This window comes from Bacillus cereus, assembly GCF_007678085.1.
Classification (GTDB): Bacteria; Bacillota; Bacilli; order Bacillales; family Bacillaceae_G; genus Bacillus_A; species Bacillus_A cereus_BE.
On record NZ_VEDW01000005.1, the window covers coordinates 548,177 to 570,551 of the forward strand.

Genomic DNA, 22,375 nt, shown 5'->3' on the forward strand with positions numbered 1-22,375 from the left:
AAGAGCCGAAGAAACCAGAAGTGGATCCGGAAGAACCGAAGAAACCAGAAGTGGACCCGGAAGAGCCGAAGAAACCAGAAGTGAAACCGGAGAACCCAGAAGTAAGACTAGAAAAATTAATTAAAGAGCCACAAGTAAAAGTAGAAAGAGAATTACCGAAAACTGGAGTAGCGTCTCCATGGATGATGTCAGTTGGCGCGGGAATTTCATTCTTAGTTGGCGGAGTATTATTCATATTAGGTAGAAGAAGAAAACAGTAACTCTAAAAGCACAATGAGTTCGATCATGTATCGGATTCATTGTGCTTTCGTTTTCTGATATATACAGAAAAGCTCCTTCCATACGTGGAAGGAGCTTTATTTTTACATATTAAAACATACTTGAGCTGTGCATTGGTTGAAGTTTTGCGTTTGGATCGAAGTAAGCTTTTGCATTGTTTACTGCTGTAGGTGCTTCACCGAAGCCGCAAGCAATGAGTTTTACTTTTCCTTCATATGTACAAATGTCACCAGCCGCATAAATGCCAGGAATATTTGTTTCCATTTTTGAGTTCACGAGAATGCTGTTTTTTTGTATATCTAAGCCCCAGTTTTTAATTGGCCCAAGGGAAGAAACGAAGCCGTAGTTTACGATTACGTCATCAACATCGATGATAATTTTTTCTTCCGTTTTTACATGCTGAAGAACGACTTGTTCAATTTTGTCATCACCAATGAGTTCTACGGGAACGTACGGTGTACTTACTTCTGCACGAGAATTTATTAAGCTTTCTACGCTATGTTCATGCGCACGGAATTTATCACGGCGATGAACGATTGTAACTTTGTCAGCAATCGGCTCTAACATCATTGTCCAATCAACCGCTGAATCGCCGCCGCCAAATACTACGACGCGCTTACCAGCAAATTTATTCATATCATCAACGAAATAATGTAAGTTTTTCTTTTCATACTTTGCTGTACCTTCTAATTCTAAACGGCGTGGTTGGAAAGCACCATTGCCAGCAGTAATAATAACTGATTTAGAATAGTGAGTTTGCTTATTCGTAACAAGTTTAAATATACCGTCAGCTTGTTTCTCAAGCGTATCAACAGCTTCTTCTAAACAAACGGTTGGGTCAAATTTCTTCATTTGCTCTTTTAAGTTATCAACTAACTCTTGTGCGCGCACTTTTGGGAATCCAGCTACATCATAAATGTATTTTTCAGGGTAGAGTGCGGATAATTGTCCGCCAAGTTGAGGTAAGCTTTCAATGATTTTTACACTTGCTTGTCTCATACCGCCATAAAATGCTGTGAACAGTCCTGTCGGACCACCACCAATAATTGTTATGTCGTAAACTTTTTGATTTTCTGCCACTTTCATTCCCCCTATAGATGGAATTTTGATATTGATTTCATATATTGTTCATATGTACACGAAAATCCTGCAAATGATGACACTTTCAAATAAATGATAGCATATTTGAGTTCATAATACTTCTGAAAACGACTGAATTGTGTGTAAGTTTTCGCATAGATGCGTTTTTAATCGTATAAAATATGGTGAAAGGAAAATACATGAAAAAAAGGCTGAAAAACCCTTGAAAACGCTATGTTATTTTAAAATATTGATAATTCTCCAGACGCTTGAATTCTGGAATAAAACCGACTAATATAGGGAAGTATTATGTTAAATTTCTATGACAAAATTCGTACGATTTTTTGACTGCGTTTTGTTATGATATAGAATGTGATAAATTCCACATTCTTGACAAATAGAGTTTTTAGTACTTGGTATTATTTTTCATTACTATTATATAAAGAAAAGGGTTGTGATTTGGTGAAGACTCCAAAAATCGTAGTTTTAGGTGCAGGTTATGGCGGGATGATTACGACTGTTCGTCTGCAAAAAGCATTATCTGTAAATGAAGCTGAAATTACGTTAGTAAACAACAACAGCTATCACTACCAAGCGACTTGGTTACATGAGAGCGCAGCTGGTACATTACAAGATGAAAAAATCTGTCTAGATATTCAAGACGTTATTGATACAAATAAAGTAAACTTTGTACAAGACACAGTAGTAGAAATTAAAGCTGCTGAAAAACGCATTATCTTAAAAAATGGCGAGTTAGAGTATGACTACTTAGTAATCGGTCTTGGTTTCGAATCAGAGACATTCGGAATTACAGGATTAAAAGAGCATGCATTCTCAATCGCTAACATTAATGCAACTCGTGAAATTCGTGAGCATATGGAAGCTAGTTTCGCTAAATATGCAACTGAACAACGCGATGAGCTAGTAACAATCGTTGTTGGTGGTGCTGGATTTACTGGTATCGAATACGTAGGTGAGCTTGCAAACCGTGTTCCTGAACTTTGCAAAGAGTACAATGTACCACGTGAAAAAGCACGTATTATCTGTGTAGAAGCTGCTCCAACAGCACTTCCAGGTTTCGATCCAGCATTAGTAGAATACGCTGTAAAACAACTTGAGAAAAAAGGTGTAGAATTCCGCATCGGTACAGCAATTAAAGAAGCAACTGAAGAAGGTATTATCGTTGCAAATGGCGATGATACTGAATTAATTAAGTCTGAAACAGTAGTTTGGGCTGCAGGTGTTCGTGGTAACGGTATTGTAGAAGAGTCTGGCTTTGAAGCAATGCGCGGACGTGTAAAAGTTGATGAGTACATGCATGCTCCAGGATACGAAGAGGTATTCATGGTTGGTGACGCAGCGTTAATCATTAACGAAGAAATTAACCGTCCATACCCACCAACAGCACAAATCGCAATTCAACAAGGTTACAACATTGCACATAACTTAACTGTGTTAGTTCGCGGCAAGGGCGAAATGAAGAAATTCGCATTCGATAATAAAGGATCTGTATGTTCTTTAGGTCATGACGATGCAATGGGTGTTGTTATGGGCAAAAAGTTAACAGGTTGGAAAGCTTCCTTCATGAAGAAAGTTATCGATAACCGTTACCTATTCTTATTAGGTGGACCTTTATTAGTTCTTAAAAAAGGTAAATTAAAGTTCTTTTAATATATAGTAGAAAAAGCAGAAACGGCTAAGAGCTGTTTCTGCTTTTTTCATTTCAAAAATATAGTATAATATATATAAGAGAAAGAATATTCTGTCTGTTCTAGTGGAGGAGGGTATTACATCATGGAGAAACGAGGGAAGGTGTGGCTAGCTGTCAGTGGGTTAGTTGCTACAAAAGATGGCAGGTGGCTATTCGTTAAGAAGAAATACAGTGGATTAAAGGGGAAATGGTCTTTACCGGCTGGTTTTGTAAATGAAGGTGAGACGGTTGATGAAGCTGTGAAACGTGAAGTGTTAGAAGAGACAGGCATTGTCGCTCATGTGAAAGGGATCATTGGTGTTCGATCGGGTGTGATTCGCAATGAGATTAGTGATAATATGATTATTTTCCTTTTGGAGCCTGAAGGAGAGAGCATTATTGTACAGGAGAAGGAATTGTCTGAAGTAGCATTTCTGCATCCAGATACGATTGCGGACGATCCAAATACGTCTTTACTTATTAAATATTTGTTTGAAGGAAGATCAGAACTACATCTTGAAATGAACAAAACATTAGATCCAGGAGAGCAATTTGGTTATACGGCCTATCACGTATTTACGGCGCATACAAAGGAGAGGGAGAAAGAGTGAGTATACCGGTACTACTTATTTCAATGATGTTATTTTTCATTTTGTTTTTTGGAATTGGATTTTTACTCAACATGATATTGCGAGCGACATGGGTAATGGTTATTGTATATCCGATTGTTTGTATGCTTATTATTAATAAGGCAAGTATGTGGGATTACTTTTCAAAGCCGAAAGAAACCTTCTCTTCATTTGGAACAAGTGTATCGCATTTAGGACAAGCGGATGTGTTTATTTTATCTACTGGATTAGTAGGTGCTGCATTAGCAGGAATTGTAATTAAGAAACTCCGAAAAAGCGGATATCAAATGTTTTAATCTCCAATTCATTTGGAGATTATTTTTTTGCATATTCCTTCATCGTATAGGGAATGATTAACGATGAAGGAGTGTGGAATATAAAAATGTTAAAACGATATTGTATTCGCATTATGATGACTTGTTTACTTGTATCCGCATTATGCGTAACATGGAATGCTTTCACAGGAGTTTCTTTATTAGAGATTGTAAAGAAATATGAGGGAACGAGTGCAAAAGAAGTACATGCAGCAGAAGTTAAGAAAAATGTTGCTCCGAGTAAAGAAGTGATAAATGCTTTAGAGCAGGCGAAAGACTGGTCTAAATATCGTTCAATTGAAATGACTGCAACAGGTTATACGTCAGGAATTGAGTCAACTGGTAAGAGGCCGGGGCATCCGGAGTATGGTATTACATATTCAGGTGTTAAGGTAAAAAGGGATTTATATTCCACAATCGCAGCGGACTTACGCGTATTCCCAATTGGAACAATTTTATTCGTACCAGGTTATGGATATGGTGTAGTAGCTGATAAGGGCGGTGCAATAAAAGGAAACCGCCTTGATTTATATTATGATACGGTGAAAGATGTTTATAGCCAATGGGGTAAGAAAAAAGTAAATGTGTATGTAGTGAAAGTTGGAGATGGTAAGTTTTCAGAGGAAGAGTTAACGATGTTAAATCAAGACGAAACGATGCAAGTGTTTCGCGGTCAATATTTAAAACAAAGATAGTCTAGTGGTAATTACGCTAGACTTTTTTTATTTCATAATAGAGGTAAGAGTAGAAGTTGGAATTGTCGCATTTTACCGAAAATAAAGTTATAATAAGGGTAGAGTAGAGAAATTTAGGGGGTCTGAACATGTTTCAAGTACAAAAAGAATTAGCAAGCCATGAAGCGGTAATTGTTGCCTTATTTGAAGAAGAGAAAACGAGTAGTTTTGTACAAGAACTGGACAAAGCGTTTGAAGGACAATTACAAGTTTTATTAGAAGAGAAAGAACTTTCTACTAAGAAGAAAGTTATTTCAAAAGTACATAGTTTAGGAAAAACAAATGTGAAACGTTATTATTTCGTTGGTTTAGGTAAGAAAGAGTCTTACACGACAGAAACGTTGCGTGCTGCTCTTGGTAAGGCGTTTAAAACGTTACAGGCAGCAAAAGTACAAGATGCAGCAATCTTACTTGATTCTTTCGTAACAGAGAAATTAGATGCGATTGATGTAGCTCATATTGCAGCAGAAGTACAAGGTCTTGGTACATATGAGTTACAAACGTATAAATCAGATAAAAAGGATCGTGTGGAACTAGAGAAGTTCACGGCTATTACAGCAGAAGATGCACAAGAAATTGAAGCTGCATTAACAGTTGGTTACGTCCATGGACGTGCAACAAATTCAGCTCGTACACTTGTAAATATGCCACCTAACGTATTAACAGCAACAAAGCTTGCTGAGTATGCTATTGAGTTAGCGGAAAAGTATGATATGGATTATAAAGTTCTTGAGAAAGAAGAGATGGAAGAGCTTGGTATGGGTGCGTTACTTGCAGTAAACCAAGGTAGTACAGAGCCACCAAAAATGATCGCTCTTATTTATAAAGGAAAAGAAGAGTGGACAGATGTCATCGGATTCGTTGGAAAAGGAATCACATACGATACAGGTGGTTATTCTTTAAAACCACGTGAAGGCATGGTCGGTATGAAAGGTGATATGGGCGGTGCTGCTGCTGTATTAGGTGCGATGGAAATTATCGGTGAACTTCGCCCAGAGCAAAATGTGATTGCTGTTATTCCATCAACTGATAACGTTGTAAGTGGTACAGCATTTAAGCCAGACGATGTAATCACATCTATGAGCGGAAAAACAATTGAAGTATTAAATACAGATGCAGAAGGTCGCCTAGCATTAGCAGACGGTATTACGTATGCGAAAAAATTAGGTGCAAACTATTTGATTGATGTTGCGACATTAACAGGTGGTGTAATTGTTGCACTTGGAAATCATACGACAGGCGCAATGACAAACAATGAAGATTTGTTTGAGCAAGTGCTAGAGGCGTCTATGGAAACAGATGAATCAATTTGGCAATTACCGATTTTTGATCGTGATAAAGAACGCGTTCGAAACAGTAAGTTTGCTGATTTAAATAACTCACCAGGCCGCGAAGGACATGCGGTTATGGCAGGTACATTCCTAGGTGAATTCGCTGAAGAAACACCGTGGGTACACTTAGACATCGCTGGAACATCTGAAACATCAGGAGCGCATGATTTAGGGCCAGCTGGAGCAACGGGTGCAATGGTACGTACACTTGCAACACTTGTTGAACGTTTCGGAGAAGAATAAGATCATAAGAGAAGGCTGTTCCAATATTTTGGAACAGCTTTTTTTTATTGGTATGACTATGGTTGTCTTCTCACACAGTAACTCGTTTCATTTTATCCTGCATGAATGGGCAGTAAGACCCCCACTTCAAAATTCAGCGAGAGCGAAGAAGTTAGGTGGGAATCAACTGCCCATAAAAGCCCAATTGGTGAGGGCTGATTAAAGTTTCACTTTACAAAGAAACCGTATATAACGTCCCATTTAAAGCGAATGAAGTGCGACCTGTTTCTTCAGAGACAACTAAAATAAGTGCATCGCTTTTTTCTGATAAGCCAATTGCAGCTCTGTGACGTGTTCCTAGCTCAGGGTCAACTTCTGTACTTTTTGTTAACGGAAGAATATTAGCAGCTGAAACAATATGATTATTTTTAACGAGAACGGCTCCGTCATGAAGAGGGTTACCTGGATAGAAAATGGATTCAAGTAACGGTGAGGTTAAATGAGCATGTAATGTTGTTCCAGTTTGAAGGAGAGAGTCAAGCGGCTCGTTTCTTTCCACAACAATAAGAGCCCCGTGTTTTCGGGCGCTTAAATGTTGGACAGTTGCTGTAATAGAATGTGAGCTTTCCGTATAAGGTGATAAATACGCTTGAATGTAGTATGTAGCTGCCAATGTTTGTACGTTTGCTAACATATGATGAATATCTTCCATTTTGCACAAAATACATTCATCTTCTTTATCAATTGCTTGCCTCATAATTGATAATTCTTTCTCAGCAATTTCAATCATTTGCTTTGTTTGTATTTTGAGCTCTTCTGACAGGCCCCATTCTTGCATAATCTTCATTCCCTTTAGTGGAGTATTTAACCATAGTGTATACAAATATTCCTAGTAAAATCCTGTTAGATTGTAAAAAATATTGAGATACAGGTTGTTTTTTTCATATAATAAAGGTATGACAAGTGAGAGGAGATAGAAGTATGAACTGGAAACAAGAATTTAGTCGCTGGCTTTCATATGCAGAGTTAGACGCAGAACTAAAAGAACAGTTAGAAAACATGAAGCAAGATGAGAAGAAAATTGAGGACAGCTTTTATAAAAATCTAGAATTTGGCACAGGTGGTATGCGTGGTGAACTTGGTGCTGGTACGAACCGTTTAAACGTATATACAGTTCGTAAAGCGACACAAGGATTAGCAAAGTTTATTGAAAAATTAGGTGAAGAAGCGAAAAAACGCGGTGTTGTTGTTGCGTACGATTCTCGTCATAAATCACCTGAATTCGCAATGGAAGTAGCTGCTACACTTGGTGCACACGGTATTACAACATATGTGTTTGAAAGCTTACGTCCAACGCCAGTGCTTTCTTTCGCAGTTCGTCATTTACATACAGTAAGTGGAATCGTTCTTACGGCAAGCCATAATCCGCCAGAATATAATGGTTATAAAGTATACGGTGAAGATGGTGGGCAGTTGCCTCCAAAAGAAGCTGATGAGTTAATTAGCTATGTAAATGCAGTAGAGGATGAGTTAACAGTTGAGGTTGCTAATGTGGAGCAATTAAAAGCTGATGGTTTATTACATATTATTGGACAAGAAGTAGATGATGCATATGCTGCAGAATTGAACAATGTCATTATTAATAAAGAAATGGTACAAAATGTTGGGAAAGACTTAAAAATCGTCTTTACACCATTACACGGAACATCAAATATTTCTGTACGCCGTGGTTTAGAAGAAGTTGGATTTACAGATGTAACAGTTGTAAAAGAGCAAGAGTTACCAGATCCGAACTTCTCTACAGTGAAATCACCGAACCCAGAAGAGCATGCAGCGTTTGAGTATGCAATTCGTGACGGTGAAAAGGTAGGCGCAGATGTGTTAATCGCAACGGATCCTGACGCAGACCGCCTTGGCGTAGCAGTTCGTAACCACGATGGTGAGTTCCAAGTATTAACTGGTAACCAAACAGGTGCATTAATGCTTGATTACTTATTATCTCAAAAGAAAGAAAATGGAACACTTCCAGAGAACGGTGTTGTATTAAAAACAATCGTAACGTCTGAAATTGGCCGTACAATCGCGAAAGCATACGGTTTAGATACAGTTGATACGTTAACTGGATTTAAATTTATCGGTGAGAAAATTAGACAGTATGAAGAAAGCGGACAATACGAATTCCAATTCGGTTATGAGGAAAGCTATGGTTATTTAATCCGTCCATTCTGCCGTGATAAAGATGCAGTACAATCTGTTCTATTTGCATGTGAAGTAGCTGCATACTACAAATCACAAGGTAAAACGTTATACGATGGTCTATTAGAAGTATTTGCGAAGTACGGTTTCTTCCGTGAAGATCTTGTATCGTTAACGCTAAAAGGAAAAGATGGAGCGGAACAAATTCAAGAGATGATGGCAAAATTCCGTGAAAATCCTCCGAAAGAAGTAGCAGGCTTAACAGTTGTAGCAGTTGAAGACTATAAAGCGAGCATCGTTACATCTTTACAAGATGGACATAAAGAAGAGATTCACTTACCGAAATCAAATGTGTTAAAATATCAATTAGAAGATGGTTCTTGGTTCTGCTTACGTCCATCTGGAACTGAGCCGAAGATCAAATTCTACTTTGGTGTACAAGATAGTTCTTTACAAAATAGTGAACAAAAGTTACTTACTATTAAAGAAGATATTATGAATCGTTTATAATATAAAGTAATTTTAAGTAGTAAGGAATAAAAGGGAGTGAAACCTCCCTTTTATTCTATGTAAGGAAATAATCGTTATTGATTCTGACAGAAGAGAGGGTATTTTGTGATGAAAAGAGTAAGAAAAGCGATAATCCCAGCAGCTGGATTAGGAACACGTTTTTTACCAGCTACAAAAGCAATGCCAAAAGAAATGTTACCGATAGTAGATAAACCAACTATCCAATACATTGTAGAAGAAGCAGTAAAATCAGGAATCGAAGATATTATTATCGTTACTGGTAAAACGAAGCGTTCTATTGAAGATCATTTTGATAATGCATTTGAGTTAGAGCAAAACTTATTAGAAAAGAAAAAGTATGAGTTACTTGAAAAAGTACAGGCTTCTTCAAAAATGGTAGACATTCACTATATCCGTCAAAAAGAACCAAAAGGATTAGGACACGCTGTTTGGTGTGCACGTAAATTCATTGGTGATGAGCCGTTTGCTGTTTTATTAGGTGACGATATCGTTCAAGCTGAAAAACCATGTTTACGTCAATTAATTGAAGAATATGATAAAACGCTTTCTTCTGTTATTGGTGTACAAACGGTTCCAGAAGATGAAACACACCGTTATGGAATTATCGACCCATTAGAGCAAGAAGGCCGTCGTTACCAAGTTCGTAATTTCGTTGAGAAACCAGCGGCAGGTACAGCACCTTCAAACTTAGCAATTATGGGACGTTACGTTTTAACACCTGAAATCTTCATGTTCTTAGAACAGCAACATGTTGGTGCTGGTGGCGAAATTCAGTTAACAGATGCAATCCAAAACTTAAACGAAATTCAACGTGTATTCGCTTACGATTTCGAAGGAACGCGCTACGATGTAGGTGAAAAGTTAGGATTCGTTCAAACGACAATTGAAATGGCTCTGCAACACCCAGAATTACGTGATGACATGGTTACGATGATGCAGAAAATTTTAGACAAACACACGAATCAAGAGTCTTAATATAAAAAAAGAGTTATCTCAGTGTACTGAAATAACTCTTTTTTATTATGAAATCGTCGAATGAGAATGCTGATAAGCGGAACGACGTACAGCATAGTATATGCGAGGTGCGATAATAGCACCGATAATTGTAAATACAATATCTTTTACTGCGAACCACATCATAATCATCCAAGCCGCTTTATAGCTCATATTACCACCCATGAAGAAATTGACTGCCCCGTACATATAAGTAGTACCGATAATATAAGTTAAAATGATTCCTGTGAAAGAGGCAATTGAAAAAGTACTGAATGTTGGCTTTTCCTTTTGTTCTACGAGTTTTCCTGATACGTAAGCAACGATAATAAATGCGATAATAAAACCACCAGTAGGATCTAACAGTGCTCCAAATCCAGCTTTGAAGTTAGCGAAGATTGGCGCACCTGCTAATCCAACAAGCATATAAACCGTCATTGATAATGCGCCAAGTCTACTTCCAAGAAGAAGCCCTGCTAAAATTGCGAAAAATGGTTGCATAGATAATGGGATGCCCGCTACTTGCAGGAATGGTGCCCAAGATACAATATTTGCACCAATGGCCATAAGAGCAACGAACATGGCAGCTAATGCTAAATCTAAAACATGAAATCTTCTCATAATGTTAACCTCCTGTTGTTTTTAGGTTAACATTATCGTAGCGAAAATATTTACTTGTTGTCAATTAAAATATTTTGATAAGAAGGGTTCAAATAGTCTCTTAGCAACGTATACGGAATACGAAATTGTGGAATTCCGCTTGAATAAGGAGCAATCTCATATAAAGGGAAATAAATGACGAGATTGTCCGGTTCTAAAAAGAAGTGAAACTTTTTCGTGCTCATGACCTTTTCAGTTGCATCGGGAAAATAAATACTTTCATTTTGTTTAATTTGTCTTACGATCTCAGCGCGTATTACTTCTTTATATTTATCTTCTTGTTGAAATAAATCGTCTAAGTGTAGTAACTTTTTTTCATTTAAATCAAATGTGTTTGCCTTCCACGTATAAAGACCGTGTGCTCCGCCTGTATATTGATAGTAATTCAAATATAGGCTGAGAAACGGTGATTTATTTAAGGAGACTTTATAATCAACATTCGCCACGTACGGATGAAATGGTGTACTAGATCCTTCTGTTTCTTTATAATATTTTTTTGCGTCTTTTTCTAATTTGGTTTTAAATTTATCAGTAGACTTTTTGTAATAGAAATTGAGCTTATTTTGAAATTTAGAATCGGAAAAATTGTGAAACGAAGGTCTGTTAATTTGATATTCTATATAAGGTTTCTTACCTTTTTGTGTTACAGTCTGAACATCGATTGTCAGGTTGGATGCTTTGGCTGCTAGTGCACAATTTGGTACAATAGTCAGCAAGGAGAACATAAGCAGTAATATACAAAATTTCTGTTTCATTTAGGTGAAACCTCCTTATTTAAGTGTTATAAGTAGTTTGAAAATAAATAGGTAAAATTATACATTTAATTACAGTAAGAGAAGGGGGAAACGATATGGCAAAAACTTTAATGGATTCACTTGGAATTGAGTTGTTAGAGATGACAGAAGATAAGGTGGTTGCTACGATGCCTGTTGATGAGCGTACGCATCAGCCGTTTGGTTTTTTACACGGTGGTGCATCTCTTGCATTAGCAGAAACAGTAGCAAGTGTTGGTTCATACAATTTAATTGATCAAGAGAAATGCATCTGTTTCGGTCTGGAAATTAATGCGAATCACATTCGCTCAAAGAAAGATGGAATTGTAACAGCAATCGGAACACCGATACATAGGGGACATTCAACGATGGTTTGGGATGTGCGTATCATTGATGAGAATGATGACTTACTATGTATATCAAGATGTACAGTAGCAATTAAAGAAAAACGTGAAAAGTAAAAAGAGGCGCTCTCATGAGCTGCCTCTTTTTTATAATTAGAACTGGATTTTCTTCTCTAAGAAACCTTTTAGTTCGCTAATTGGCATACGAACTTGTTCCATTGTGTCACGGTCACGTACTGTAACAGCTTTGTCTTCAACTGAGTCGAAGTCGTAAGTGATACAGAATGGTGTACCGATTTCGTCTTGGCGACGGTAACGTTTACCGATAGAACCAGTTTCGTCAAAGTCTACCATGAAGTCTTTAGCTAGTTCTGCGAATACTTCAGTAGCACCTTCAGATAGCTTTTTAGATAATGGTAAGATAGCTGCTTTGTATGGTGCTAAAGCAGGGTGGAAACGAAGAACTGTACGAGAATCATTTTCTAATTGCTCTTCTTCATATGCATCACATAAGAATGCTAATGTTACGCGGTCAGCACCTAAAGATGGCTCGATGCAGTACGGTACGTAACGCTCATTCGTTTGTGGATCGATATAGTTAAAGTCTTCGTTAGAGTGTTCCATGTGACGTTTTAAATCGAAGTCTGTACGAGATGCTACGCCCCATAGTTCGCCCCAACCGAATGGGAATCTGAATTCAATATCAGTTGTTGCGTTACTGTAGTGAGATAATTCCTCTTCACCGTGGTCACGAAGACGCATGCTTTCTTCTGTCATACCAAGTGAAAGTAACCAGTTCTTACAAGTTTCACGCCAGAATGCGAACCACTCTAAATCTTCACCAGGCTTACAGAAGAATTCAAGTTCCATTTGTTCGAATTCACGTGTACGGAATGTGAAGTTACCAGGCGTGATTTCGTTACGGAAGCTCTTACCGATTTGGCCAATACCAAATGGAAGCTTTTTACGCATAGAGCGTTGTACGTTTTTGAAGTTTACGAAAATACCTTGTGCTGTTTCAGGACGAAGGAAGATTTCGTTTGTGCTAGACTCTGTAACACCTTGGAATGTTTTGAACATTAAGTTGAACTGACGAATTTCAGTGAATTCTTGGCTACCACAATCAGGACATTTTACTTCATGTTCTTTCATTAAATCAGCCATTTGGTCGAAAGTAAGACCGTCAACAACCATTTCAATGCCTTTTGCATCTAATGCATCTTCAATTAATTTGTCAGCACGGTGACGCGCTTTACATTTTTTACAGTCGATCATTGGATCGTTGAAGTTACCAACGTGACCAGAAGCGATCCAAGTTTTTGGGTTCATTAAAATAGCTGCGTCTAAACCGACGTTGTGTGGAGATTCTTGAATGAATTTTTTCCACCAAGCTTTTTTAACGTTATTTTTTAATTCGATTCCAAGTGGACCGTAATCCCAAGTGTTTGCAAGACCACCGTAAATTTCAGAACCAGGGAAAACAAAACCGCGATGTTTCGCTAAGTTTACAACTTGTTCCATTGAATACATAATAAAATCCTCCTTTTGAAAGTTAACGTATTGGCGATGACGTGCTCAGGTACTTATGAAACGAGCGGTATATGCCTTGAAAACATAAAAAAACGCTCATCCCAAGGCTTAATTGCCTAGGGACGAGCGTTTGCCCGCGGTTCCACCCTAGTTGATACACAAAAGGTGCATCCACTTTATCACGTATTGCTCGGGACTGCCGTTTCCTTGCGGCTTCAGGCTTTCACTATCCCTGAATCGCTTTTTGTGCAAGTACTTATAAGTCCGTCATCGCTACTTATATTAATAATAATGAACATATTCTAACACGTTCTTTTTTAAATCTCAATAGAGGAACGCGTCTATCTATGATAGAGTCTCGCCTATTTTTTCGTTATTTATTCCGTAATTTTGTTTAATGTGCTTAATTGCTTCACGTTTACTAAGCGAGGCCAGCTCGTTATTTTGCACGTATTCCCAAACGACATCGGGCTTCGTTTTTGCATATTCGCGAAGGACCCAGCCAATCGCTTTTTGAATGAAAAATTCTTTTGAAGAATGTAGTTGTCCAATAATCCAGAAAAGAAGTTCTTCATCCATCTTTTGTTTATATTTTAGCTGGAATAAAATAGCGGCGCGTTGTAACCAGATGTTATCTGATGCAATCCATTTTGGAATATAGGCAGAAATTAATTCCGGATGTTTTAAAAAGATATTCCCTAAAAATGTAGGAACGATGCTATCAACAGTGTCCCACCAAGATTTTGTTACAATCAGTTCTTCTAAAAACGGTATATGCGTTTCGTTTATATGCTTTTTATATTTTTGCATAATATCAAGTGCAGCCGCTTGAAATTCACGTTCTGGTAAATCCCAGAGTTCACGTACGATAATTTGGAAATCTTTTGGATTTGGGAGAGTATGTATTTGAATAACGTCTTTTAACAACTGTCTTCTCTCAGGAGTTTGAATACCGAGAAACGGGAAGTGATTTTTCATATAACGTGCCATCGGTTCTGCTTTTTCAGGATTGTTATGAGCTGTGAAATGCTCTTGTAATGCTTGTACAAATGGATGCATAAGTGGGTTCTCCTTTCTTATTACCTTTCTCATACCATTATACAGAGAGTTTGGATGAATTTTAAAACATAACTTGTAAAGTAATGAAATATGTTGAGAGTAGAGAGGAGAGGATAAGATGGAAGATCAAGGCATACTAGCAGGTTTCTTTGCTCTTAGTTTTGCGTTTATTCTTGTTGTATTGATTTGGGCAATTATTGCGTATTTATTAACGGCTTTTGCACTGTATACGATGGCGAAAAATGATGGTGCAAAGGATGGTGCTCTTGCGTTTATTCCTTTTTTAAATAGTAAGATCTGGGGTGATTTAGCGAAAGACAAATTACCAGACTTCTTGAAAGAAGAAGCAGGATGGAAAGTATTCGGCATATATGTCGCGTGTTTCATTTTTAACTTCGTACCAATTCTATATTTAATAGCAACAGCTGTATCGATTGTGCTATCTATTTATCTTATCTACGCAATTTTAGATAGATACGGAACGAACTCTATATTGTTCACGATTATTCATACAATTACATTTTCGGTTTTCTTACCGATTCACTTATTTATTATTCGGAATGAGCCGGTAAGATATAACGAGTAGATATATGCATGGAGCTGTTTCAAAGCTATTTTGAAACAGCTTTTTGTTGGTAAAACGATATTTCATTGACCAAGAAAAAAGGGCTGTCACATAGGACAGCCCTTTTTCTACTACGTAAGGTAGCGTACATAAATATAAATATGAGAAATGATTAATGAAACGATCATAATTGGGAAACCGACTTTTAGGAAGTCCATGTAGCTAAACTTATGTCCTTCGCGGCTTGCGATACCTGCAACAATTACGTTAGCAGAAGCTCCGATTAATGTTCCATTTCCACCTAGACAAGCACCTAATGCTAATGCCCACCACAGTACGTCGACTTGTGCATCAGAAGGTGATAAACCTAGCCCAACTGCCATATCGTTAATAAGTGGGATCATTGTTGCAACGAATGGAATGTTATCAATTGTTGCAGAGGCGATACCAGATACCCATAAAATAAGGATAGATGCGTAAGAAATATCTCCGCCTGTTATTCCAATTACTTTTTGAGCTAACATTTTGATAAGACCGATATCGATCAGTCCTCCAACGAGTACGAATAGTCCTGCGAAGAAGAAGATTGTTACCCATTCTACACTTGCGAATACCTCTTCAATTTCATGTTCTTTCACACCAATTAGCATAAGTACAGTAGCACCAGTTAAAGCGATGATAGCTGCATCAACATGGAAGATCGAATGAGTCATGAAACCTACAATTGTAAGTCCAAGTACTGTTAAAGATTTTTTCATTAATACTGGATCTTTAATGTATTGCTTTTCATCTAAACTCATTAATTTCTTAACTTGTACAGGATCAGCAATTAATTGTTTACGGTACATGAAGTAAAGTATTGTCGCTGTAACAGCAATAATAATGATTACGATAGGTGCTAAGTTGAATAAGAACGCATTGAAATCTAAATGCTTATTTGCAGAACCAATCATAATGTTAGGTGGATCACCGATTAATGTTGCTGTTCCTCCAATGTTTGAAAAAATAATTTCAGAAAGTAAATACGGAACAGGATTTACTTGCAGTATGCGCGTAATAGATAAAGTAACTGGAACAACAAGAAGTACAGTTGTAACGTTATCTAAAAATGCAGAACCGAGCGCAGTAAGTAAGGAAAGTGAAATTAAAATTTTAATTGGATTTCCTTGTGCTCCTTTTGCTGCTTTAATGGCAACGTATTGGAAGACGCCAGATTTACTCGTAATGTTCACCAGAATCATCATACCGATGAGTAGCGTAATCGTCCCCCATTCAATATGTTTCGTAAAGGCGTTGTGTAAATCAACGACCCCCATAATTACCATGAGTGCTGCACCAAGAAGTGCGATGACAGCGCGATTAATTTTTTCAGAAATAATAATGGCATATGTAATTAAAAAGACTGCGATAGCAAAATAATACTGCCAGTTTGCGAGCTCTTGCGTTGTTTCGTGCAAAACTCTCATCTCCTTTCATTCACTTTTCTTAGTGTGTCAAAAAATTTACTAGATGAAACACACATAACGTCATTATAAAGTAGAAAAAAGGAGGATGTAAATGAAAGGGCTTATTTTGTCATATTTTCTGCATCGGTCATTTTTTCTTATTTTTAAAAATATTTGTGGGTATTTGACATATATATAAGATACATCCAATCTGAATATTTAAAATGGAATCAGCATTCGAGCTTGTTCGTGTAGGAGTGTCAAATAGAAAGGAATGACAAAGATGATAAGGAAGGGATCGTATGGATGAACAACGATTTTTATTTTTGGATTTTGAGTTTACGATGCCTCAGCACAGAAAAAAACCAAAAGGATTTTTCCCGGAAATTATTGAGGTAGGACTCGTTTCGGTTGTTGGCTGTAAGGTAGAAGACACGTATTCAGCTCATGTTAGACCGAAAACTTTTCCTTCTTTAACGGATCGATGTAAGAAATTTTTAGGAATTAAACAAGAAGCCGTAGATAAAGGAATTTCGTTTCTAGAACTCGTTGAAAAACTTGCAGAATATGAAAAGAGATGTAAACCGACCATTGTTACGTGGGGAAATATGGATATGAAAGTGTTGAAGCATAATTGTGAAATGGCGGGAGTAGACTTCCCATTCTTAGGACAGTGTCGTGATCTATCACTTGAGTATAAGAAGTTTTTTGGTGAGAGAAACCAAACAGGATTGTGGAAAGCAATTGAGGCGTATGGAAAAGTAGGGACGGGTAAGCATCATTGTGCGCTAGATGATGCGATGACGACGTATAATATTTTTAAGTTAGTAGAAAAAGATAAAGAGTATTTAGTGAAACCAGCACCTCCAACATTAGGAGAACTCGTTGATTTTTCAAAAGTTTTAAAGAAAGTGAGTACACAGTAACGACCAAATTGCACTGTATGTAATTTGGTCGTTTTGTTTTTTTAAAGTTTGTAGTCTTTTTTTAACTGCTCTAATGTTTCTAGACTACGAACCGCAAAAGGTGAATCATCTTCAGAAAATGAATTCATTTGAGTTTCTAATGCCAATTTGAGTGACTCTGTATACTCCGGAATTTCTCCTGCATATTTCTTCACCATTTGCTCTGGAATGTTCGTCTGTTCACGGAAAGCTAAAGCGCGTCTTTCATGGAAAAATGGTACGTCTGCTTGTTTTACGTTATGTAAGTCACCTTGCACTGGATGTTTTAAAACAGCTAATACTTTTACGACGTAACTGCCAGGACGTCTATTTGTAACTTCGCCGATGTACTTTCCAGTTTTATAAATACCAGTAACGATCTCGCCAATTTCAATTGTTTCTCTCATATTTTTCACCTCAAGTTTATAGTAAGGAAAGTAGGGGGAGGAGTCAAAGAAATCATTCGCTTTCGGAACGCCCCTTGAGAATATGAACTGGTTCAACTATAATTTAAAGGTATATAACAGAAAATTCTGATGTTTTTTCGAATCCTATAATTAGGGAGTGTTCGTTATGATGCCTTTATATTTTCCGGAAGATAAAACGGAATATATTATTCCAGGAATTGTTTGCGTTCTATTTATCATTGGTGCCGTTGCTACTTGGCGTATGTTTATTCGTGTATCAAAACGAGAAGCAGAGCGATTACAGAAAGTTGAAGAAAAACTTTTAGCGGAAAAGAAACAGTAACTCATTTTTGTATGTTTCCCTCTATGCTCGGACAATCTAAGGGCAGAATATATTTTGGAGGGAATAGAATGAAAAAACGGCTTTTTTTCAGTTGTTGTTTATTATTTCTGATGGCAGGTTGTGACCAAGGAAAGCCGAAAGAAATTGACGTGAAATTACATAACGCTTCAGGTGATGAAGTGGGAACTGCAAAAGTAGTGCAGCAAACAAGCGGAGTGAAAATTACGATTAAAGGGGAAGGTTTCGCGCCCGGCCCGCACGGCATACATGTACACGAAATTGGTGAGTGTAAAGCACCACGTTTTGAATCATCTGGGAATCATTTTAATCCTGATAATAAAAAGCATGGACTTCTTAATCCGAAAGGTGCAGAAAATGGTGATTTACCGAACGTAATTGCAGACGGTTCTGGAAAGATCAAAGCAGAAATCGATGCGCCGCGCATAACGCTTGAAGAAGGGAAAACGACGATTCATAGAAAAGATGGAGCGTCTATTATTATTACAGAAAACGCTGATGATGGTATGACACAACCAGCAGGTAAATCCGGTGATCGAATTGCTTGTGGTGTCATTGTAAAAAAAGCGTCGGATATGAAGAAAAAGTAAAAGCTACCGTGCATGGTAGCTTTTTTGTGAAACGCAGATTGAAATATATTAGCGATTTTTAAAATATATCGATTTACCGACAAAAGCTGAAAAAGGAGTTTATTATGAAAATGTATGGCGCAGTCGATTTAAAATTTCTTCTAAAACAGATCTTGGACAGCCGATGTTAATTCGAATATGTTCTTCGCCGCCTAATCCGTATTTCTCACCAGGTTCAACGATGATTTTTCCTTTTTCCTCAAGTAATGTAGTGCGTTCATTTTGAGAAAGCTGTAGGCGAGAGCAATCAATCCACAATAAAAAACTACCTTCTGGTTTCGTTACAGAAAGAGCAGGTATGTGATCTTTAATATATTTACAAGCGAATTGAGCGTTATCTTCTATATATAATCGAATTTCATTTAGCCAATCGTTACATTCTGTATAGGCACTTTGCATCGCTGTATAGGCAAATATATTTAATCCGTGGAAACCTTGTCTATATTGGATAGATGTAAAGGCTTGACGGAGTTTTTCGTTTGGAATGATAATAATAGATGCTTGTAATCCAGCGATATTAAATGTTTTACTCGGAGCCATACAAGTAATCGTACGTGCTGCTAATTCTTCTGATAGAGAAGCAAATGGTGTATGAGTACGATCTCCATAAATAATATCGGCATGAATTTCATCTGAGACAACAATTACATTATATTTTGTACATAATGCTCCGAGCTTCGTTAGCTCGTCTTTCGTCCAAACGCGTCCGATAGGATTGTGAGGACTACAAAGAAGCATGAGTTTAATACCTTGTTCAAATTGTTTTTCTAAATGATCGAAGTCTATCATATATGAGCCATCTTGTTTATATAATGGACTCACGCATAATTGTCTATTGTTTGTTGTGACCATTTCGAAAAATGGTGGATAAATAGGTGGTTGTACGAGAACGGAATCATTTTCTTTTGTGAAGGCCTGTATGCTCGTACTAAGAGCTGGAACGATTCCCGCGCTAAAGACAATCCATTCTTTTTGAATATCCCAGTTGTACTGTTTTTTTGTCCAGTTACAAATAATATCTCCAATATTTTCGGGAGGAAGTGTATAGCCGAAAATAGGATGCTCGATACGTTTCTTTAAAGCAGTTTGAATTGGTTGTGGTACTTCAAAATCCATATCAGCAATCCAAGCATGGATAAGTTCTTCGTTTTTATACGTATCCCATTTTATACTATGAGTTCCACGTCGATTGACTGTTTTATGAAATAGTTGCATAAGTTTGCCCCCTTCTTCTGTAAAACCGTTAAGTTATGAAAGTACTCTCTCTTCTTATAGAATAGCTGATGTGATAGGATAAAGAAAAGTATTAAAAAGTGAAAAGGCGGGAAGCGAATGGGTACATATGAAAAGATGATAGAGGTTGTGAAGAATTGGGATCCGTTTCAAATGGGACCGGAGTTTTATGAAACAGAAGCGAGCGATGTTGTGAACGTCGTAAGTGTGTTTGACGACTCAAAATATATCGCAAAGAAGATTCAACATATATACTTTATGTCTTTTGAGGAAGTACCTGCGCTTGAAAAATGCGAGAAGTTAGCTGTGGAATTACTTGTAATAAAAGAAGGCGGAAGTTGTTCATTGTAGGCTGTCGGAATTTCCGACAGCCCTTTATAATTATTGCGCAGAAAAAGCGATGATTTCTTCATAAACATGTTCAGGCTTTTCTTCAGGTAGTAAATGCCCTGTATTTTCGTAAGAAATAAATTTCGAATTTGGTAAATCTTTGTGTAGCCGATGACCTACATGTACAGGGACGACGCGATCTTTTTCGCCCCAAATGAGTAGCGTAGGTGTTTCGATTTTTTGTAATTCAGTTGAAGATAAGTCACCTTCACGGTCTCGTATCATACGAGTTAAAGCAGGGAATATACGATTGTCATAAAAAGGAGCGGAGTAACCTTCCTTCATTTCGTCGTCAATTAATGAGTGATCATGAACGACATTCATTAAGTTATGAACAATCCCGCGCCGTATAATCCAGTTCTTTACGTATAGATGAAAGAACGGTAAATAAGAAGAGTACAGTAAAGGTAAGGCTGCGCGTGCTAAATAGCTAGAGCTGCATAGTAAAATCGTTTTTGAGATTAATTCAGGGCGTATACGGTTTACATAGAGAGAAATTTGTCCCCCCATAGAATGTCCAACTAACACAATATTTGAGAGAGATAAATGTTCAATTAAATCAATAATAACCGTTGCTAAATTGTGATAAGAATACTTAAACAGATGAGACTTATCGCTTTTTCCGAACGGTGGCAAATCAAGAGCCAGTACTGTTCCTGCTTTCGATAATAAAGGAATGAGGCGGCGGTAACTGAATGAGGAAGATAAAAAGCCGTGAACGAGTACGAAAGTAGGACGTTCTGTTTTATTGTTATGTTCATACAATTCGTAATGAATAGTAGTGCCGCGAGTGGAAAAAGTGAAATAAGGACAAGTATATTCGTGATTCATTTTTTGTCACTCCATTGATTTTTGTTCATATCATTTCCAAGGAAGAAGAAAATATGTTAACAAAAAAAGGCAAGATGACGATGTCATCTTGCCTTTCGCTTATTTAGTATTATCTGCGAACAATATGAGGCGGTGTTTTTCCTTGTAACCCTGCAACTAAATTTTCAGCGGCTGTCATAGCCATTTGCTGCCTAGTTTTTAATGTTGCAGATCCAATGTGCGGTAAAGTCACGACATTTTGTAATGATAAGAGCGGATTATCTTTTTGAATCGGCTCTTGTGTAAACGTATCGATGCCTGCTGCAAAGATTTTCTTTTCTGTTAATGCATGGATTAAAGCTTCTTCATCTACTGTTTTCCCGCGAGAAGCATTAATGAAGATTGCTGTTTCTTTCATTAATGAAAATTCCTTTTCTCCAATAAGATGATATGTTTCATCTGTTAATGGAGTAAGAAGAACAATAAAGTCAGATTGTTTGAGTAGCGTCTGTAAATCACAATATGTAGCATCAAATTTTTGCTCAGCCTCTTCTTTACGGCGACGATTATAATAAAGAACATCCATATCAAATCCGAATCTCGCTCGTTTTGCAACGGCTTCTCCAATTCGACCCATACCGATAATACCGATTGTACTATGGTGTACATCTAGTCCGAAGTGCTCTTTTCCAATTTCGGCATTCCATTCACCGTTTTTTACGTAGGAGTCGAGTTCGCAAACGCGGCGACCAGCAGATAACATAAGAGCGAAAACAAGGTCAGCTACTGTATCATCTAGTACGTATGGTGTATTCGTTCCGATTACATTTCGCTTTTCCATCGCTTGTAAATCAAAATTATCGTAACCGACAGAAATGTTGCTTACTACTTTTAAGTTAGGAGCTACATCTAATAATTCTTCATTAATAGCAGATCCGAAATTTAATAATCCATCTTTATCTTGTATTTTCTCCAATAGAACATCACGAGGTACCTTCTCATTTTGCTCCCATTTTTCATAATCACAGTGTTCTGATAAATAGTTTTCTACAAATGTTGGAACTGGTTCGGCAATATAAACTTTTGGTTTCACGGTTCCATCCCCTTTCGCTTTATCACGCATTTTTCCACTGATTAAAGTTTCACTTTATTTTGACATAATTCACTAAAAAAATCTTCTTTTCAAACTGGAAAGGGTATTTGTATAATTTAGACACAAACGAAAA

At 37.3% G+C, this 22,375-nt stretch carries 25 protein-coding genes; 14 read left to right on the forward strand and 11 right to left on the reverse strand.

Annotated features, from left to right (window positions below; all coding sequences use genetic code 11):
- On the forward strand, positions 1-260 hold a 260-nt coding region (locus tag FS742_RS28095), incomplete at its 5' end, for an LPXTG cell wall anchor domain-containing protein (RefSeq protein WP_260869685.1).
- A gap of 109 nt (positions 261-369) precedes the next feature.
- Here FS742_RS28095 and FS742_RS23190 read toward each other — a convergent pair.
- Positions 370-1,359 (reverse strand): NAD(P)/FAD-dependent oxidoreductase, encoded by a 990-nt coding sequence (locus FS742_RS23190; RefSeq protein ID WP_144615325.1) that lies wholly within the window; start codon positions 1,357-1,359, stop codon positions 370-372.
- Positions 1,360-1,821: 462 nt separating this feature from the next.
- Between FS742_RS23190 and FS742_RS23195 the strand changes: the two genes are divergently transcribed.
- The 5 genes from FS742_RS23195 (at position 1,822) to pepA (ending at position 6,300) form a co-directional block, all read left to right on the forward strand.
- Positions 1,822-3,030: an NAD(P)/FAD-dependent oxidoreductase gene (locus FS742_RS23195; RefSeq protein ID WP_144615327.1), complete on the forward strand. Its 1,209-nt coding sequence runs from the start codon at positions 1,822-1,824 to the stop codon at positions 3,028-3,030.
- A gap of 123 nt (positions 3,031-3,153) precedes the next feature.
- A complete protein-coding gene (locus tag FS742_RS23200) occupies positions 3,154-3,660 on the forward strand; it encodes an NUDIX hydrolase (RefSeq protein WP_144615329.1) in 507 nt (168 codons plus the stop codon).
- Positions 3,657-3,974 (forward strand): YuiB family protein, encoded by a 318-nt coding sequence (locus FS742_RS23205; RefSeq protein ID WP_000027015.1) that lies wholly within the window; start codon positions 3,657-3,659, stop codon positions 3,972-3,974. The genes FS742_RS23200 and FS742_RS23205 overlap by 4 nt, the downstream gene beginning before the upstream one ends.
- Before the next feature lie 86 nt (positions 3,975-4,060).
- The gene (locus FS742_RS23210; RefSeq protein ID WP_144615331.1) at positions 4,061-4,687 is read left to right on the forward strand and encodes a 3D domain-containing protein; all 627 of its coding nucleotides are present in this window, start codon (positions 4,061-4,063) and stop codon (positions 4,685-4,687) included.
- A 128-nt stretch (positions 4,688-4,815) separates the two neighbouring features.
- Entirely contained in the window at positions 4,816-6,300 is a 1,485-nt protein-coding gene (gene pepA, locus FS742_RS23215) for a cytosol aminopeptidase (RefSeq protein ID WP_144615333.1), read from the forward strand.
- Positions 6,301-6,511: 211 nt separating this feature from the next.
- Here pepA and cdaS read toward each other — a convergent pair whose 3' ends face one another.
- A complete protein-coding gene (gene cdaS, locus FS742_RS23220; RefSeq protein ID WP_144615393.1) occupies positions 6,512-7,117 on the reverse strand; it encodes a sporulation-specific diadenylate cyclase CdaS in 606 nt (201 codons plus the stop codon).
- Positions 7,118-7,260: 143 nt separating this feature from the next.
- Between cdaS and FS742_RS23225 the strand changes: the two genes are divergently transcribed.
- Both FS742_RS23225 and galU read left to right on the forward strand, forming a co-directional pair.
- Positions 7,261-8,985: a phospho-sugar mutase gene (locus tag FS742_RS23225; RefSeq protein WP_144615335.1), complete on the forward strand. Its 1,725-nt coding sequence runs from the start codon at positions 7,261-7,263 to the stop codon at positions 8,983-8,985.
- Positions 8,986-9,093: 108 nt separating this feature from the next.
- A complete protein-coding gene (gene galU, locus FS742_RS23230) occupies positions 9,094-9,981 on the forward strand; it encodes a UTP--glucose-1-phosphate uridylyltransferase GalU (RefSeq protein WP_144615395.1) in 888 nt (295 codons plus the stop codon).
- Positions 9,982-10,026: 45 nt separating this feature from the next.
- Here galU and FS742_RS23235 read toward each other — a convergent pair whose 3' ends face one another.
- Together FS742_RS23235 and FS742_RS23240 are read right to left on the reverse strand one after the other, a co-directional pair.
- Complete coding sequence (locus FS742_RS23235) at positions 10,027-10,620, reverse strand: biotin transporter BioY (protein ID WP_144615337.1); 594 nt, start codon at positions 10,618-10,620, stop codon at positions 10,027-10,029.
- Positions 10,621-10,670: 50 nt separating this feature from the next.
- Entirely contained in the window at positions 10,671-11,414 is a 744-nt protein-coding gene (locus FS742_RS23240; RefSeq protein WP_144615339.1) for a DUF3298 and DUF4163 domain-containing protein, read from the reverse strand.
- A gap of 95 nt (positions 11,415-11,509) precedes the next feature.
- Here FS742_RS23240 and FS742_RS23245 point away from each other — a divergent pair, with 95 nt between their 5' ends.
- Positions 11,510-11,893, forward strand: a complete 384-nt coding sequence (locus FS742_RS23245; RefSeq protein ID WP_001140606.1) for a hotdog fold thioesterase — start codon at positions 11,510-11,512, stop codon at positions 11,891-11,893.
- A gap of 36 nt (positions 11,894-11,929) precedes the next feature.
- Here the strand turns inward: FS742_RS23245 and FS742_RS23250 are convergent, their stop codons facing one another.
- The gene (locus FS742_RS23250) at positions 11,930-13,306 is read right to left on the reverse strand and encodes a glycine--tRNA ligase (protein WP_060488162.1); all 1,377 of its coding nucleotides are present in this window, start codon (positions 13,304-13,306) and stop codon (positions 11,930-11,932) included.
- Positions 13,307-13,651: 345 nt separating this feature from the next.
- The gene (locus FS742_RS23255) at positions 13,652-14,365 is read right to left on the reverse strand and encodes a DNA alkylation repair protein (protein WP_144615341.1); all 714 of its coding nucleotides are present in this window, start codon (positions 14,363-14,365) and stop codon (positions 13,652-13,654) included.
- Between the two features lie 118 nt (positions 14,366-14,483).
- Between FS742_RS23255 and FS742_RS23260 the strand changes: the two genes are divergently transcribed.
- Positions 14,484-14,951 carry a hypothetical protein gene (locus FS742_RS23260; RefSeq protein ID WP_144615343.1) on the forward strand — a complete coding sequence of 156 codons (468 nt, stop codon included), beginning with the start codon at positions 14,484-14,486 and terminating at the stop codon, positions 14,949-14,951.
- Positions 14,952-15,061: 110 nt separating this feature from the next.
- On the opposite strand, the gene FS742_RS23265 is transcribed toward FS742_RS23260, so the two are convergent.
- On the reverse strand, positions 15,062-16,387 hold the full coding sequence (locus FS742_RS23265) for an ArsB/NhaD family transporter (RefSeq protein ID WP_144615345.1): 1,326 nt from the start codon (positions 16,385-16,387) through the stop codon (positions 15,062-15,064).
- 290 nt (positions 16,388-16,677) lie between these two features.
- On the opposite strand from FS742_RS23265, the gene kapD reads away from it, so the two are divergent.
- A complete protein-coding gene (kapD, locus tag FS742_RS23270) occupies positions 16,678-17,301 on the forward strand; it encodes a 3'-5' exonuclease KapD (protein WP_144615347.1) in 624 nt (207 codons plus the stop codon).
- A gap of 41 nt (positions 17,302-17,342) precedes the next feature.
- On the opposite strand, the gene kapB is transcribed toward kapD, so the two are convergent.
- Positions 17,343-17,726: a kinase-associated lipoprotein KapB gene (gene kapB / locus FS742_RS23275; protein WP_144615349.1), complete on the reverse strand. Its 384-nt coding sequence runs from the start codon at positions 17,724-17,726 to the stop codon at positions 17,343-17,345.
- 166 nt (positions 17,727-17,892) lie between these two features.
- On the opposite strand from kapB, the gene FS742_RS27715 reads away from it, so the two are divergent.
- On the forward strand, positions 17,893-18,069 hold the full coding sequence (locus FS742_RS27715; protein WP_000982763.1) for a hypothetical protein: 177 nt from the start codon (positions 17,893-17,895) through the stop codon (positions 18,067-18,069).
- Positions 18,070-18,137: 68 nt separating this feature from the next.
- Positions 18,138-18,677, forward strand: coding sequence for a superoxide dismutase [Cu-Zn] (sodC, locus tag FS742_RS23280; protein ID WP_144615351.1), 540 nt, complete (start codon positions 18,138-18,140; stop codon positions 18,675-18,677).
- A 102-nt stretch (positions 18,678-18,779) separates the two neighbouring features.
- On the opposite strand, the gene FS742_RS23285 is transcribed toward sodC, so the two are convergent.
- On the reverse strand, positions 18,780-19,931 hold the full coding sequence (locus tag FS742_RS23285; RefSeq protein ID WP_144615353.1) for a MalY/PatB family protein: 1,152 nt from the start codon (positions 19,929-19,931) through the stop codon (positions 18,780-18,782).
- A 117-nt stretch (positions 19,932-20,048) separates the two neighbouring features.
- Here FS742_RS23285 and FS742_RS23290 point away from each other — a divergent pair, with 117 nt between their 5' ends.
- The gene (locus tag FS742_RS23290; RefSeq protein WP_000537644.1) at positions 20,049-20,300 is read left to right on the forward strand and encodes a YugE family protein; all 252 of its coding nucleotides are present in this window, start codon (positions 20,049-20,051) and stop codon (positions 20,298-20,300) included.
- A gap of 30 nt (positions 20,301-20,330) precedes the next feature.
- Here FS742_RS23290 and FS742_RS23295 read toward each other — a convergent pair whose 3' ends face one another.
- Both FS742_RS23295 and FS742_RS23300 read right to left on the reverse strand, forming a co-directional pair.
- Complete coding sequence (locus FS742_RS23295; RefSeq protein WP_144615355.1) at positions 20,331-21,170, reverse strand: alpha/beta fold hydrolase; 840 nt, start codon at positions 21,168-21,170, stop codon at positions 20,331-20,333.
- A 109-nt stretch (positions 21,171-21,279) separates the two neighbouring features.
- Positions 21,280-22,272: a 2-hydroxyacid dehydrogenase gene (locus FS742_RS23300; RefSeq protein ID WP_144615357.1), complete on the reverse strand. Its 993-nt coding sequence runs from the start codon at positions 22,270-22,272 to the stop codon at positions 21,280-21,282.
- Between the last annotated feature and the right edge of the window lie 103 nt (positions 22,273-22,375).